Here is a 15,636-nt window from a genome sequence, read left to right on the forward strand (position 1 = left end):
TCCTGATGAAAAAAATCATTTTTATTCTGCTACTCTTTTCCTTGCCTGTTGTCGCTCAAAGGGCTACGATTTACGGTATTGGTGATTCAACCATGGCTACTAAAAAAGACCCGAGTGTTAATCCTGAATTTGGGTGGGGCCAAGTGTTTCCTCAATTTTTAAAAGAAACCATAAGCTTCCAGAATCATGCTGTAAACGGCCGTAGTACCAAGAGTTTTATGGAAGAAAAAAGATGGGACTCTATTCAAAAATTATTGAAAAAAGGAGATTATGTATTCATACAATTCGGACATAATGATGCCAAAATAAACGATCCGAAAAGATACACCAACCCTCACACTTCTTATCGGTACAATTTGGTTAAGTTTATAACTGATACTAGAGCCAAAGGAGCGATTCCTATTTTATTTACTTCAATTGCTCGAAGAAATTTCAACGAATATGGGGTTTTAGTGAGTACTCATGGAGACTATACGCTCGAAACCCGTTGGGTAGCCAAAGAATACAATGTTCCGTTAATAGACTTGGAATATTTAAGCGAACAACTCGAAATTTCGTATGGCCCCGAAGCTTCAAAAAAATTGCATTTGCATTTTAAAAAAGGAGAACACCCCTATTATGTAGAAGATAAAGCAGATGATACCCATTTGTCTGAAATGGGAGCCCTAGAAATTGCAAACCGTGCGGTGAAGGAACTAAAAAAACTGTCCTCTCCCGAGTGTAAAATACTTGTAAATAGTCTAAAATAATTTCAAAATGAAAAGGGAAACGACTAGCAAAGCCAAAACGTTACTTTTAGGATACCTACTGCTTATGGGTTCGCTGTTGCAAGCGCAAGACGAGACAATTCCTTTATGGGAATCCAAAATTCCCAATAGCATTTCGAATCCAAATTATTTTGAAAAAACAGCCTACCAAGAAGGATATTTGAACAAATACCATCATGTAACCACTCCTACCCTCTCTGTTTTTACTCCAAAAGAAAAAAAAGCGAATGGAACGGCCGTGCTCATTATGCCGGGTGGCGGATACATGCATTTGTCTTTCCATAAAGAAGGGGTGAAAATTGCACAATGGCTCAATAGTTTAGGCATCACCGCTTTCGTTTTAAAATACCGATTACCCAATGATAGCATTATGGAAAACAAGTCCATTGCCCCTTTGCAAGATGCTCAAGAAGCGCTGCGCTACATTAGAGCCAACAGCAAAAAATGGCATTGTTATCCTGACAAAATAGGTGTTTTAGGCAGTTCGGCAGGCGGTCATTTGGCTGCAACTTTAAGTACACAATACCACCAAAAAGTGTACACAAGTCAGTATTCGGAGAGCGCACAACCCAATTTTACGATACTGCTGTATCCGGTTATTTCTATGGATCAAACCATAACACACAAAGGATCCAGAACCAATTTATTGGGAAATTCCCCTAGTGAAGAAGCCATTCAGCGCTATTCGAATGAAATGCAAGTCGATAAAAATACTGCTCCAACCTTCCTTGTTCATGCAACAGATGATTTGGTCGTTCCAGTAGAAAATAGCATTCGTTATTACCATGCCTTACGCAACCACAAAATCAAAACAGAATTGCACATCTTCGAAAGTGGTGGTCACGGATTTGGCTTGGGAACAAAACCAGGCGTTTCAACCTGGCCGTTACTGTGTCAAAATTGGTTGAAAGAACTGCAATTACTTCTGTAACGTTACACAACTTTTACTTTTGAAAATTTATTTTTTAAAATCTTTTTACAGCCAAATGAATTAACAAAATCAATATAAATATTAAATTAAAATGAAAAAGATTTTCAATTTATTAATTTTAGTACTATTGCTTTCTCTTTACGCATGTAAAGAGAAAAAATGCATAGAAAATACTAGAAAAATTGATAGCCTCGAAAAAGTATCCAACAAATTAAATGATGAATTAAAGTGGTTGAAAAAAGAAATTCCAAATGTTATCATTTCAAATGCAGAAGGAGGCAACTGTACAATAAATTTATACCAACCCTTTGGGTTAAAAATGCAATTAAGTAGTAATCGCCCCGAATTTAACCAAGAAAATTTTTTATGCGTTCCAGGGGCATATACCACAACACAAAATCAAATTGATGGTTTATGTGTAGTTGATGGAATTAAAAAAAACAATTTAATTAATCCTAAACTGAATGGTGTAGCAATAATTTCTGATAAAACTATTCGAATTGTAAGATTACAAGATTTTAACGATAACTTGTTAAATCAAGTAGTTTCAGGCAAAAAAAGTATTTTTCAACAAACTTTACTTATCAAAGACAATCAAATAGTTCCTTGCAATTTATTTGGCATCAAAGAAAATAGAAGAAGGGCTTTAATCCAATTTGAAGATTTCTATTGCATTGGAGAAAGTAGCAGACCTTTAACTATAAGCGAGTTTCAAGAATCACTTGTAAATATTGGTGCGGTTAACGCCGTTAATTTAGATATGGGCACTTGGAGCGAAGGATGGTATAAAAATAATTGCAAAGAAAAAATAATCATTGGAGAATATATGTACAATACAAATAGGCAGACAAATTGGTTACTTTTTACTAAGTAAAAACATAGAAAAAACTTTCATTTATTTTGGTAATTTGGTCAAAACGATTGATAAATTTTAAAAAAAATCTGAAAGTGAACCACAAAAAAATTGATCCTTAAACAAGTTAAAATACCAGGCGTTTCAACCTGGCCGTTACTGTGTCAAAATTGGTTACTAGCCTTACAATTGCTTCCTAATTAGTTTTTAGAAACACTTTCAAAAGCATATAATGCAAAAGAGGCCAACCAATGTTCTCCTTCGTAATTTCCATCAACCACGGAAGGCAATGAAAATTGTAAATGTTGCTGCGCTATGGGTTGCAAATGCTTGAACTCTTTGGGATATTGGTGTAGTAAATGCATCAAATTCCAAGCACGACTGAAATTCAACCCGTCTAAATGCACCAAATGGCCATCCGTCCGGTCAGACACTTTTGCAACATCCCATTTAAAATTTTTATTAAATAATGTAGGAGCAAAAGTTTTCATCCAGGAAAGGAACTCCTTTGGAGCTAGAACACGTTGCATGGTTCCTATTTCTTCTAAACAAGGGGATAAAAAATCGGTGCCACTAGGTTCCCAAGTAAAAGGGCAGTTTTGGTCCTTGAAATACAATCGCATAGCGTTTTCTTTGATACTTTTTTGAAAACTTACATTATTAGAATGCACTGCATAATCCCAAGCAAAATTGAGTCCAAAAGCTGTATTGGCATGGGTTCCTACTCGAACTGGATAAAGCAATTTGGGCAAAAATTCGGTATACCTTTGAATGAGTAATTCTGTTAATGGCTTTAAGTTTTGGGATAAAGAATGGATTTGCTTGTCCTTGCTCCTTTCTAACTCCAATTGCAGTTTCAATACCCAAGCCCAACCATAAGTTCTCTCAAAGCTGCTCTCGTGCTTTTTAGATAAATAGGCAATTTCTTGCTGTATATTCTCTTTGGATATGTTTACCGAAAGTTTTTCAATAATCTCTTTTCTATTCGCCAAATCAGGGAATTTATTTAATAAATACACTAAACTCCAATGGCCATGAACCGAAGAATGCCAATCGAAACAACCATAGAAAGCAGGATGCAATTGCTTTGGGGACTGAATTTCAGTAGCATCAAGCAACAATTGTTGCAATTTATTAGGATATTCTTGTTGCAAACATTTTATCGGCAAAGAGGCCAAATGATTTGCTTTTTCAACCGTCAATTCTTGCGCTTTGCCAAATGCACTTAGCATTAAAAAGAAATAGAATACCATTCTCATGTTTTGTTTTTTTTGTTAAAAATAGAAAAAATAGCACTATGTCCTACAAAATAGGGTGACAAGTGTCCTCCTTTTGTAACTTTGTCCAAAATAATTATAATGTCAAGAAAAATAAAATTGATTTGGGATTTTAGAGGACCCGCCTCTGCCAAAACTGCCGAGCACCATGAAATTCATTTGAAAGAATACCTCAAGATCGAAAAATTACCTTTGGAAATCACCGGTTTTCAAACCTATGGAGAATTACATGCTGTGGCATTTATGGTCGTTGAAGAAAAAGATATGATTGCAGTTCGTGACGCTTTGAAACCGCATCGAGGTGAAGTTTATGAAAGCTAAATTCAAATAAAAAAAATACAAAATTCAAATTCAAAATTCAAATTCAAAATTCAAATTCAAAATTCAAAATACAAAATTCAAAATTCAAAATACAAAATTCAAAATACAAAATACAAAATTCAAAATACAAAATTCAAATTCAAAATACAAAATTCAAATTCAAAATGCAAAATTCAAAATACAAAATGCAAAAGTATTAGTCTGAGTGCAGTCGAAGGACAAATCTTAAAAGTTGCATTCAAAAAAAAATTCCAAATTCCAAAACTCAAAAGAGCAAATTGGAATTTGGATTTTTAAACTATGTGAGTTGCTTTTAATTGGCTACTTCACTAATAAATTTGATACGCATCAATCGCAATTCATCAATATCATATTCGCCATCAAATTCTTTTAAAGCTTCTTCAATATTATCGGAATGGGATTCCATGAAATAATCATGAATTTCTTCTTGTTGGTCTTCGTCTAATATTTCATCTATCCAATAATTGATGTTTAATTTGGTACCAGAATATACGATTTGCTCCATTTCTTTAATCAAAGCTCCCATCGAAAGCCCTTTAGCAGAAGCAATATCCGTCAAAGCCAATTTACGGTCAATGTTTTGGATAATATATAATTTGTTGGCAGAATTCACCCCTGTTGATTTAACCACAAGATCATCGGGGCGGACAATATCATTATCTTCTACATAACGTTGGATTAGAGCCACAAATTCTTTTCCGTATTTACGGGCTTTTCCTTCCCCAACTCCATGAATATTGACTAATTCTTCAGTACTTATTGGATATTTTAAAGCCATATCCTCAAGAGAGGGATCTTGAAAAATCACAAAAGGTGGAAGGCCTAATTTTTTGGCTTCTTTTTTGCGGAGTTCTTTTAGCATTCCCATCAGTACTTCATCGGAAGTACCAGAAGATTTAGCAGCTGTTTCAATCGCATCGTCTTCGGATTCATTATATTCATGATCTTCTGACATCATAAATGAGCTAGGCGTTTTTAAGAAAGCCAAGCCTTTTTTAGTGATTTTAACGATTCCATAAGTTTCTATATCTTTCCCTAGATAGCCCTCAACCAATACTTGACGCAGTAAAGCCATCCAAAACTTTTCATCATGCTCTTTTCCGCTTCCAAAAAAGGATTGATTATCCGTTTTATGTGCTTTAATCATGGCATTCACACGACCTATTAAGGTAAATACAATTTCTTTGGATTTGTAAATATGTTTGGTTTCCTTAACCACTTTAAGCAGTTTCACCACTTCGTCCATGGCTTCAACCTTGGTTTTTGGATTTCTAACATTATCGTCCATCGTTCCTCCTTCACCAGTCTCAACATCAAATTCTTCACCAAAATAATGCAATAAAAATTTGCGTCTTGACATAGAAGTTTCGGCATAAGCTACTACTTCTTGAAGCAATGCAAATCCAATTTCTTGTTCAGCTACCGGTTTTCCGGACAAGAATTTTTCTAACTTTTCTACATCTTTATAAGAATAGTAGGCCAAGCAATGTCCTTCGCCTCCATCTCTTCCTGCCCGTCCGGTCTCTTGATAATAACTTTCTAAGGATTTTGGAATGTCATGATGAATAACAAAGCGTACATCCGGTTTATCGATTCCCATACCAAAGGCTATAGTCGCAACTACCACATCTACATCCTCCATCAAAAACATGTCTTGATGCTTGGCTCTGGTTTTTGCGTCTAATCCTGCATGGTAAGCCACTGCACTGATACCGTTTACTTGAAGTACTTCGGCAATGGATTCCACTTTTTTTCTACTCAAACAATAAATAATACCGGATTTTCCTTTGTGCTGACGAATAAAACGAATGATATCCGATTCGATATTTTTGGTTTTGGTTCTCACCTCATAGAAAAGGTTGGGTCGGTTAAAAGAAGCTTTGTAGGTAACGGCATCGGCCATGTCGAGATTTTTCAGAATATCCTCTTGCACTTTAGGAGTAGCTGTAGCCGTCAAACCAATCACAGGAACTTTGCCTAATTGCTTGATAATATGTCTTAGATTTCGGTATTCCGGTCTAAAATCATGACCCCATTCTGAAATACAATGCGCTTCATCAATCGCTACAAAAGACAAAGGAACTTGTTGCAAAAACTGTACATATTCTTCCTTAGTTAGCGATTCAGGGGCAACGTACAATAATTTGGTTACACCGGAAGTAATGTCTTTTTTGACTTGAGCGATTTCTGTTTTGGTTAAGGAAGAATTTAACACATGCGCTACACCATTCTCAGAAGATAAACTCCTGATAGCATCTACTTGATTTTTCATCAAAGCTATTAAAGGCGACACTACAATTGCGGTGCCTTCCAAAATCAAAGCTGGTAATTGGTAACAAAGTGATTTACCACCACCTGTGGGCATGATTACAAAAACATTCTCTTTATTTAAGAGACTTGTGATGACTCTTTCTTGCAATCCTTTGAATTGACTAAAGCCAAAATACTTTTTTAATTCCTTATGTATATCAATTTCGTTTGAATTCATTCTTTATTATGTGGTATTTTGTATAAATTTGCATCACTAAAGATACAAAAATCTTTTATACAGACAAATTTAAACCTACTGTTTTGATAAGCACCGAAAACATCTTAGCGCTAGCCAAAAATACCATCCTTTCTGAGAGTGAATCGATCGCGAAGTTGGCTACTTTTTTGGATGAAAACTTTACTACTATTGTTCAAAAAATCTACCAATCTAAAGGGCGGGTTGTCATTACAGGCATAGGCAAAAGTGCCATTATCGCTCAAAAAATCGTCGCTTCATTAAACTCTACGGGCACTCCTTCATTGTTTTTGCATGCCTCAGAAGCCATACACGGCGACCTTGGAATGATTCAAAATGACGACATCATCATCTGCATTTCTAAAAGCGGTAATAGTCCAGAAATTAAAGTATTAGTCCCATTATTAAAACGATTTGGCAACACATTAATTGGCATGACGGGCAACATGACTTCTTTCTTAGCCAAAGGGTCACATTATGTATTAAACACCACTGTAGATGCCGAATCTTGCCCCATGAACTTGGCTCCAACTAATAGCACCACTGCCCAATTGGTCATGGGAGATGCACTAACGGTTTGTTTAATGGAACTAAGAGGATTTCAAGCAGAAGATTTTGCCAAATACCATCCAGGTGGGGCCTTGGGAAAGAAACTGTTACTCAAGGTAAAAGACCTACTAGAACCTTCCTTACAACCTCAGGTAAGCCCAGACACTTCCATCAAAAAAGCCATTTTTGAAATTTCAGAAAAGCGATTAGGAGTAACTGCGGTTATTGACCATGATACCGTAGTGGGCATCATTACCGATGGTGATATCAGACGAATGTTAAACGATAGAGACAGCATTGCAAATGTAGTGGCCAAAGATATCATGACCTTAAATCCAAAACAAATTCATTCTGAAGCAATGGCTATCGATGCATTTAATATAATGGAAGACTTTTCGATTACCCAATTAATCGTAATAGACAATGGTGTTTACAAAGGCATCTTGCATTTGCATGACATTTTAAAAGAAGGCATCGTATAATGGCAAAAAAGAATCTAAACGAGATGTCATTTTTGGACCATCTTGAAGAATTACGCTGGTTATTAGTGAGAAGTACTGTAGCTATATTGATTATGGCTTGTATCGTGTTTTTCGTAAGCGATTTCTTGTTTGACACATTACTATTCGGCCCCACCAAACCCAGTTTTTTTACTTACCGCTTTTTTTGCGATGTTTCTCATTACTTAGGAATTGCAGAAACGATTTGCATTGAAGAACTTCCCTTTATCATTCAAAACACGCAAATGGAAGGACAAGTAAACATGTTTGTTTGGGTGTGTTTATTGGCTGGTTTTATTTTGAGTTTCCCTTATATATTATTTGAAGTTTGGAAATTCATCAGCCCCGCTTTGTACGACAATGAAAAGAAAGGGGCCCGGTTTTTCATCTTTGTTTCCTCAGTATTATTTTTTCTAGGCGTGTTATTTGGCTATTTTGTCATCATCCCAATGTCTATCAATTTTGTGGCTACCTTTACGGTGAGTTCCATTGTAAAAAACCAATTCACTTTAGAATCTTACATCGGACTTGTGCGCACCTCCGTTTTAGCAGGAGGGTTGTTTTTTGAATTGCCAATAGTGGTCTATTTCTTGACCAAGTTAGGACTAGTTACCCCTGAATTTTTAAGAAAATATTGGAAATATGCGGTAATTATTATCTTAATTGTTGCAGCAATAGTGACCCCACCCGATGTAGTAAGTCAAACCATTGTGGCTATACCGATGCTATTAATTTATGAAGTGAGTATCTTGATCTCTAAACTAGTTGTTCGTAAACAAAAAAAAGAAAATGGCTGATTTAATTAAAGAATTTAACGATTACCGTTCTAAAATGAACGAAAAATTATTGGCAGACAATAATAAAATCGTAAAACGTATTTTCAATTTAGACACCAATGCCTACGCTGCTGGTGCTTTAGATGTAAAAACCAAAGAGTTATTAGGTTTAGTGGCTTCGGCTGTATTACGTTGCGATGACTGTATCAAATACCATTTAGAAACCAGCTACAAAGAAGGGGTAACCCGTGAAGAAATGATGGAAGCCATGGGAATTGCTACATTGGTAGGAGGAACCATAGTGGTGCCTCATTTACGAAGAGCTTACGAATTTTGGGAAGCTTTGGAAGAGCAAAAATAGCAGCAAAGATGCTAAGCCGCTAAGTTTCTCAGCGCCAAAAAATAAATGTACCGCATTAGCAAGAATACAAAATCTCAGCCTCTTAGTAACTAAGACGCTCAGCAACTCAAACGAAATGAAATTAAGAGCAGAAAACCTCATAAAAACGTATAAAGGCCGTAGTGTTGTAAAGGGTATTTCATTAGAAGTAAACCAAGGCCAAATCGTTGGTCTTTTGGGTCCTAACGGTGCTGGTAAAACCACCTCATTTTATATGATTGTAGGATTGGTAAAACCCAATTCAGGCCATATCTATTTGGATGATTTGGATATTACCGAATATCCCATGTACAAACGTGCCCAACAAGGAGTGGGTTATTTGGCACAAGAAGCTTCTGTATTTAGAAAATTGAGCATCGAGGATAATATTTTGAGTGTTTTGCAATTGACCAATCATACCAAAGAAGAGCAAATTGCCAAAATGGAAAACCTAATTGCCGAATTTAGTTTGGAACATATCCGTACCAATAGAGGTGATTTACTATCTGGAGGAGAACGAAGAAGAACCGAAATTGCACGTTGTTTAGCTACCGACCCAAAATTTATTTTATTGGACGAACCTTTTGCGGGTGTTGACCCAGTAGCAGTAGAAGATATTCAACGCATCGTTGCACAATTAAAAAACAAAAATATTGGTATTTTAATTACCGACCATAACGTACAGGAAACTTTAGCCATTACCGATAAAACCTATTTGATGTTTGAAGGAGGTATTCTAAAAGCAGGAACTCCCGAAGAACTGGTAGAAGACGAAATGGTTCGAAGAGTGTATCTAGGACAAAACTTTGAATTGAGAAAGACAAAAATTGATTTTAATTCTCCTAAATAACTAAAAAATCAAATCCCTTTCAAGTTTAACTTTGAGAGGGATTTTTTATTGGTTGCTATACTTTTGCTAGTAAACAATCTTTTTAGTAGTAACCGCACCGTTGGCTAAGGTAGTTTTTACGATTAACACCTGCTCACTCGAAGTTATGGTTGCACTAGCCCATTCTTGTGCATTGATTTTTGAGGTAGCGTATACTTTTCTGCCCAAAACATCAAAGATCTGAACCTTTGTAATCATTTCTTCTGATGAAATTATTGTGATTTTTTTGTTTTTTACACTTATAACAACCGCTTTGTCTGCCATTTCATTTTCATCATTTCCTAAATCTTTGTTGGTGTATTTTAAAACAAAGCGGTCATTTTCTACCCCTTTGATAGCAGTAAAAATGTACTGCTCTTTGGTCAACTCATGAAGGGTGTTCGTTTTTTTGTCTTCCAACCAAATGGCTTGATTGGCCAAGGCTCCGTCTGTATGATCAATACTGATTTCGAATGTCCCATCAATAGAACTACGGTAGCCTAAAGGCACTACATCGGTAGTTTCAAATGGTAAAGCTCGTCCTTGAATTGTGAGGTTTTGTCCTTGGTTGACACTATAAAAATCCACAAACTCTTGTCCGTCAAAACTAGGTCCGTCATACCAATTATCCCATTCATTGGTCGCGCCGTCTACATAACCCACCAACAACTGTTTGAAAGCCCCTCCACTATTGGTCAAGTTCAACCAAACACGACTTTTCTCAATAGCTGTTGCTTTTTGGGTACTGGCTTGTTTGAAGAATTGCGTATTTTGATCGACTACTCGCATACTGTTTTTAAATTGAAAACGGCTATTTGTTGGAATCCCTGAGGTGGTTCCCACAAAAAAAGATTGACCTGATGCGATTTTGCCAGTTGGCACTTGCCCTCCAGACAGAGCAGCTCCTTTTGTCGTTCCCGTGCCTCCTGTGCGGTTATAAGTTGCGTAGTCATCCGCCACATAAATATAATTGGATCCACTTTGTTGGATTGGGGTATTGTGCGTCCAGAAATACAACGCCCCATACAGAATACTTGCATTATTAGCATCGGTCATAAACAAATCTGCATCAATAGCCGAGGGATATGGATTTCCTATCAAATTGTATTGATCACTTCCCACTGCAAAATCGTATACCCCATTATTCGGAATTCCTGAAAAAACCGCTTCAAACACCGTAGGGAGCGTGGTCGAAAAATGTTGAGGCCCTCGGATGATATAGCCTTTAGCCATAGTCATTTCCGAAGTGGGCAATTCGTTTTTCCAAGTACCATTGGCTCCATCAAAAGAGAAAAATTTATCCGAAAGGGTCGCAGGAGATACATCGATTAATCGCTGTTTTTGCACAGGACTTGACCAATAAGTGTAATCCATTTTCCGAATGGGAGTTGTCTTCCTTTTCAATTGAATGGCACCCGAATTACTAATTTGATCGTCTATTTGATGCAAACTGGCTCCATCTTCGATAACCAAAACCCCAGCTCCTTCATATTGGTATTGCAAGGCTAAAGTTGTTCCGGCACTCACTTTTACTTCAACACCTGAAGCAATTGCACAATGACAGGCGTAGGTTGTGTTGGCAATGGTATAGTTCTCTTCAAAAAGCAATTCCTTTCCTGCTGTTGGCGCACCATTAGTCCAAGCTCCCGTTACTCGTTTCGTTTGATCCACACACAGCAACACTCTAGCAATTCGATGTTTGGTCGTTCCGGAAACAGAATTAAAAGTACCACCAATCAACACTTTCTCATCAGAAGTCATTCCCATAGTTGACAAGGTGCCATTCAAATTGACTGAAAAACTTCCATCTACCGCTCCGTCCGCTTGCACTCGAAGCATTCGTATTACCCCTATACCATTATAGGTACCAGAAAATGTGCCTCCAATTAGTAATTTTCCATTGGGTTGTACTAAAATAGCTCTGACTGTTCCGTTACTAAATCCTGACCCGATGCCAAAACTAGCATCTATAGCACCATCAGCTTGTAAACGAACAATCCTTCGTCTTGCATTTCCATTAAAAGCAGCAAAAGACCCACCCACTAAGATTTTTCCATCGGGTTGCAAGGTTACATGATAAACAATTGCATCAAATCCAGTACCCACCGAAAAACTGGAATCAACACTCCCATCAGCATTCAAACGAATAAGCTTTGGGGATACAACCCCGTTGAATACCGTAAAATGCCCACCCAAAATCATCTTCCCGTCCGACTGCAAAGCTACTGTTTCGACTATTCCATCTTCGGCACCTGAACCTGTAACAAAACCAGTATCTAAAGTTCCATCGGGTAACAAACGCGCAATTTTTACAGCAGGAATTCCATTATAAGTAGAAAAATTACCCACGATGACAATCTTAGCATCCGACTGAACCATTAGTCCATACACCTGTCCGTTGCAACCTAATCCTATATTGAATGTAGTATCTAAACTTCCATTGGGCAATAGACGCGCTATTCGATTGACCGCTGTTCCGTTATATGCCGTAAAATTTCCAACAATGATTATCTTCCCATCAGCTTGCATTACTGCATTACGAATGGTAGCATTGGCACCTTGTCCCAAGGCATTAAACGCACTTTCCCTTTCGCCTGACTCACTGAGTTTAGTTATTCTTGGAGCTGTTTCGCCATTAAATTGTGTAAAATTTCCAACGACGATTACACTTTTATCTACTAATGGGAGTACTTTCGAAACACTATTATTCATACCCACTCCCGAAGTTAAATACCCAATATCCAAAGTGCCTTGAGCATCAATTTTGGCTAACTTGCCTTGATTCTGATCATCAAAAACCGAGAACGAACCGCCAACAAACCAAGAAGAATCCATACAATTTTCTAAAGCATATACCGTTGCAGAAGCGGGACCATTACCAATATCAAATCCAGTAGCGATGGTTCCATCAGGATGAAAAAGTTGCACTCTGTTAACCGCTACACCATTATAAGTTCCAGAAAAAGACCCTCCCAGCATCAACGCTCCACTTGAATTCATCTTAATCGTTTCCACCGAACCTGAGTTAAATCCTGTGCCAGAAGCAAAAGAGCCATCTACAGATCCCTCCGGGTTTACCCTTACTATTCGATTGGCAACATTGCCATTATAGGTGGTAAAAGCGCCTCCCAAAATAATTTTACCATCCGATTGAATGCCGATAGCACTAACGTTGTTATCAAAACCTACACCCGTTACAAAGCTAGTATCCAAAGTACCATTGGCATGCAATCGAGCAATTTTACCCACGATTATACCATTGAACGAAGCAAAACCCCCACCAATGATAATTTTTCCATCCGACTGGAGTGCAATTTTTTCGATTAAACCAGAAGCGCCCGAACCAACAACAAAGCTTGTATCTACAGCTCCGTTAGATAAAATTTTTATAATGCGATTGGCTGTGGTTCCGTTAAAATTCGTAAAACTACCCACCAAAAAAATACTGCCATCGGATTGTAATGCCATGGCATAAATGATATTATTGGTAGCTCCAGGAGTAGCCATAAATGAGGTATCCCGACTTCCATCCGGATTCAAACGAACCAAACGCCCTACTGCGGTACCATTAAATTGAGTAAACGAACCTGCAACTAAAATTTTACCATCAGGTTGCAGCAAAGAAGTGTAGACTTTATTATTAAAACCCGTTCCTAAGGAAAAAGACGTATCCTTGGATCCATCGGGCAACAATCGGCATAAATAAGGAGTCGCCACGCCATTAAAATTTAGAAAATCGCCCCCAACGATTACTTTACCATCGTCTTGTGCGGACAATGTTCTGACCGTGTTGTCAAAACCATCGCCCAAAAGGCCATCGTCATAGGTATTAAAAGTTGGGTCCACTTTACCTTGTTGGCCAAAAACAGAAGCACAACCAAAACTAAAAACTAAAAGGAAGAATAAGGTTTTCTTTATTTTCAAAAGCTTATCATTTAAAATTAGAACATACATAGTAACATGAAAAAATTAACAGTATTTATTCTAATAAAAATAAAAAGCTGGTACTTATTAGTCAATACCCAGATTTAGTGATTTTTATAGTTTTTTGAAAAAATTTAACCGCAAGGACACTAAGAGCGGAAAATATTAAACATATAAGCCATTGAAGTTTTGGATTAATGCAGCAGTCTTTGAACCATAGAAGGCAAATAAGGGCATAGAAGTGTAAAAAACAATTAAACGATTAACCAATTAAACAATTAACCGATTAAACACTTCTAAATCCGTGTCGAAAGTTAACCGCAAGGAACGCAAAGAATTACGCAAGGGACGCAAGGGGTTTAAACATGTAAGTCAGATAAGTTTGTATTAAAAAGGAAAGTGTTAAGAATCATAGAAGGCAAATAAGGGCATAGAAGTGTAAAAAACAATTAAACGATTAATTAATTAAACGATTAAACGATTAAACGCTTCTAAATCTGTATCGAAACTTAACCGCAAAGAACGCAAAGAATTACGCAAGGGACGCAAAGGTTTAAACATATAAGCCATTGAAGTTTTGGATTAATGCAGCAGTCTTTGAACCATAGAAGGCAAATAAGGGCATAGAAGGGTAAAAAACAATTAAACGATTAAACAGTTAACCGATTAAACGATTAAACGATTAAACGCTTCTAAATCTGTATCGAAACTTAACCGCAAGGAACGCAAAGAATTACGCAAGGGACGCAAGGGGTTTAAACATGTGAGTCACATAAGTTTGCATTAAAAAGGAAAGTGTTAAGAATCATAGAAGGCAAATAAGGGCATAGAAGTGTAAAAAACAATTAAACGATTAACCAATTAAACGATTAAACGATTAAACGATTAAACGATTAAACACTTCTAAATCCGTGTCGAAACTTAACCGCAAAGAACGCAAAGAATTACGCAAGGGACGCAAAGGTTTAAACATATAAGCCATGGAAGTTTTGGATTAATGCAGCAGTCTTTGAACCATAGAAGGCAAATAAGGGCATAGAAGTGTAAAAAACAATTAAACGATTAACCGATTAAACAGTTAACCAATTAAACGATTAACCAAGTAACCAGTTAACCTTTACTCGACTGTAATGAACTGTAATTGTTGCAAATCGCCATTGTAAATATTGACATCTACGTTGCCCACAATTCCGGGAACAGCAGCACGTTCTGTAAACTGCCAAAACAACCAATCGTCTTGAATTTCTTCTCGATAAAAATTATAATTGGCAATCCAAAAGAGGTAATCACTGAATTCTTCTTTCAAAAAATCATCGTAGTATTTCTCCCCTGTGTAAATAATGGGTTTGACTTTATAATGCTTTTCTATGGCTTGCAACCATCTTCTAAGGCCTTTTTTGAGGTTCGCCATCGACTGATTCTTGGGTAATTTTTCAATGTCCAAGACAGGAGGCAAATCTCCCTTTTCCAATCGTACCGTTTTGATAAATAACGTTGCTTGCTCTAAAGAGTTCTCATTTGGACGATAATAGTGATAAGCGCCACGAATCATTTTGTTCTTTTTGGCTCCTTCCCAATTGCGTTTGAAACGTCGGTCTACCACATTATTGCCCGCCGTGGCTCGGATGAACACAAAATGCAAAGGATAATGGTTCTCAATCGTATCCACATACGACCAACTTATTTTTCCTTGGTATTCCGATACATCAATCCCTACAGTTTTTCCCTCGTGTTTTTCGAGTACGCGCAAATTTCTAGCTTCGGAAAAAACATCCGTTGTACTGACCTTATTCGATTTAAAGCCCAAATAATACGCAAAAGCCGTCCGATAATGATACATGACACTTCCTAAAAACAGTAATCCAAGTGCTGCCCCAACATACTTTTTGAGGGTAGCTATACCTTGGTTGTTTTTCTTATGCGGTCGACGTCTGGGATAGTTTTGGGTCACTTTCCTCATCTTG

General features: G+C 37.1%; 12 protein-coding genes. 8 read left to right on the plus strand and 4 right to left on the minus strand.

Translation table 11 applies throughout. The features are described from left to right. Positions 1-5: 5 nt before the first annotated feature. The 3 genes from ACSVH5_RS10740 to ACSVH5_RS10750 all read left to right on the plus strand — a co-directional run bounded on the left by ACSVH5_RS10740 (position 6) and on the right by ACSVH5_RS10750 (position 2,572). On the plus strand, positions 6-749 hold the full coding sequence (locus ACSVH5_RS10740) for a rhamnogalacturonan acetylesterase (RefSeq protein WP_438061437.1): 744 nt from the start codon (positions 6-8) through the stop codon (positions 747-749). 7 nt (positions 750-756) lie between these two features. Further along, the gene (locus ACSVH5_RS10745; protein ID WP_438061438.1) at positions 757-1,698 is read left to right on the plus strand and encodes an alpha/beta hydrolase; all 942 of its coding nucleotides are present in this window, start codon (positions 757-759) and stop codon (positions 1,696-1,698) included. A gap of 232 nt (positions 1,699-1,930) precedes the next feature. Next, positions 1,931-2,572, plus strand: coding sequence for a phosphodiester glycosidase family protein (locus ACSVH5_RS10750; protein WP_438061439.1), 642 nt, complete (start codon positions 1,931-1,933; stop codon positions 2,570-2,572). A 179-nt stretch (positions 2,573-2,751) separates the two neighbouring features. Here the strand turns inward: ACSVH5_RS10750 and ACSVH5_RS10755 are convergent, their stop codons facing one another. Then, positions 2,752-3,810 carry a DUF2891 domain-containing protein gene (locus tag ACSVH5_RS10755; protein ID WP_438061440.1) on the minus strand — a complete coding sequence of 353 codons (1,059 nt, stop codon included), beginning with the start codon at positions 3,808-3,810 and terminating at the stop codon, positions 2,752-2,754. Positions 3,811-3,909: 99 nt separating this feature from the next. Here ACSVH5_RS10755 and ACSVH5_RS10760 point away from each other — a divergent pair, with 99 nt between their 5' ends. Then, positions 3,910-4,149 carry a hypothetical protein gene (locus ACSVH5_RS10760; RefSeq protein ID WP_438061441.1) on the plus strand — a complete coding sequence of 80 codons (240 nt, stop codon included), beginning with the start codon at positions 3,910-3,912 and terminating at the stop codon, positions 4,147-4,149. 313 nt (positions 4,150-4,462) lie between these two features. Here the strand turns inward: ACSVH5_RS10760 and recQ are convergent, their stop codons facing one another. Next, positions 4,463-6,658 carry a DNA helicase RecQ gene (gene recQ, locus ACSVH5_RS10765; protein WP_438061442.1) on the minus strand — a complete coding sequence of 732 codons (2,196 nt, stop codon included), beginning with the start codon at positions 6,656-6,658 and terminating at the stop codon, positions 4,463-4,465. Positions 6,659-6,741: 83 nt separating this feature from the next. On the opposite strand from recQ, the gene ACSVH5_RS10770 reads away from it, so the two are divergent. The 4 genes from ACSVH5_RS10770 (at position 6,742) to lptB (ending at position 9,730) form a co-directional block, all read left to right on the plus strand. Then, positions 6,742-7,707, plus strand: coding sequence for a KpsF/GutQ family sugar-phosphate isomerase (locus tag ACSVH5_RS10770; RefSeq protein WP_438061443.1), 966 nt, complete (start codon positions 6,742-6,744; stop codon positions 7,705-7,707). Next, positions 7,707-8,522: a twin-arginine translocase subunit TatC gene (gene tatC, locus ACSVH5_RS10775; protein ID WP_438061444.1), complete on the plus strand. Its 816-nt coding sequence runs from the start codon at positions 7,707-7,709 to the stop codon at positions 8,520-8,522. The genes ACSVH5_RS10770 and tatC overlap by 1 nt, the downstream gene beginning before the upstream one ends. After that, the gene (locus ACSVH5_RS10780) at positions 8,515-8,862 is read left to right on the plus strand and encodes a carboxymuconolactone decarboxylase family protein (protein ID WP_438061445.1); all 348 of its coding nucleotides are present in this window, start codon (positions 8,515-8,517) and stop codon (positions 8,860-8,862) included. The genes tatC and ACSVH5_RS10780 overlap by 8 nt, the downstream gene beginning before the upstream one ends. Before the next feature lie 115 nt (positions 8,863-8,977). Continuing rightward, a complete protein-coding gene (lptB, locus tag ACSVH5_RS10785; RefSeq protein ID WP_438061446.1) occupies positions 8,978-9,730 on the plus strand; it encodes an LPS export ABC transporter ATP-binding protein in 753 nt (250 codons plus the stop codon). Between the two features lie 66 nt (positions 9,731-9,796). Here the strand turns inward: lptB and ACSVH5_RS10790 are convergent, their stop codons facing one another. After that, positions 9,797-13,672, minus strand: coding sequence for a T9SS sorting signal type C domain-containing protein (locus ACSVH5_RS10790; RefSeq protein WP_438061447.1), 3,876 nt, complete (start codon positions 13,670-13,672; stop codon positions 9,797-9,799). Positions 13,673-14,789: 1,117 nt separating this feature from the next. Next, complete coding sequence (locus ACSVH5_RS10795; protein ID WP_438061448.1) at positions 14,790-15,632, minus strand: glycoside hydrolase family 25 protein; 843 nt, start codon at positions 15,630-15,632, stop codon at positions 14,790-14,792. Positions 15,633-15,636 lie beyond the last annotated feature (4 nt).

The sequence above is a fragment of the Flavobacterium sp. RSSA_27 genome, assembly GCF_051547125.1.
Classification (GTDB): Bacteria; Bacteroidota; Bacteroidia; order Flavobacteriales; family Flavobacteriaceae; genus Flavobacterium.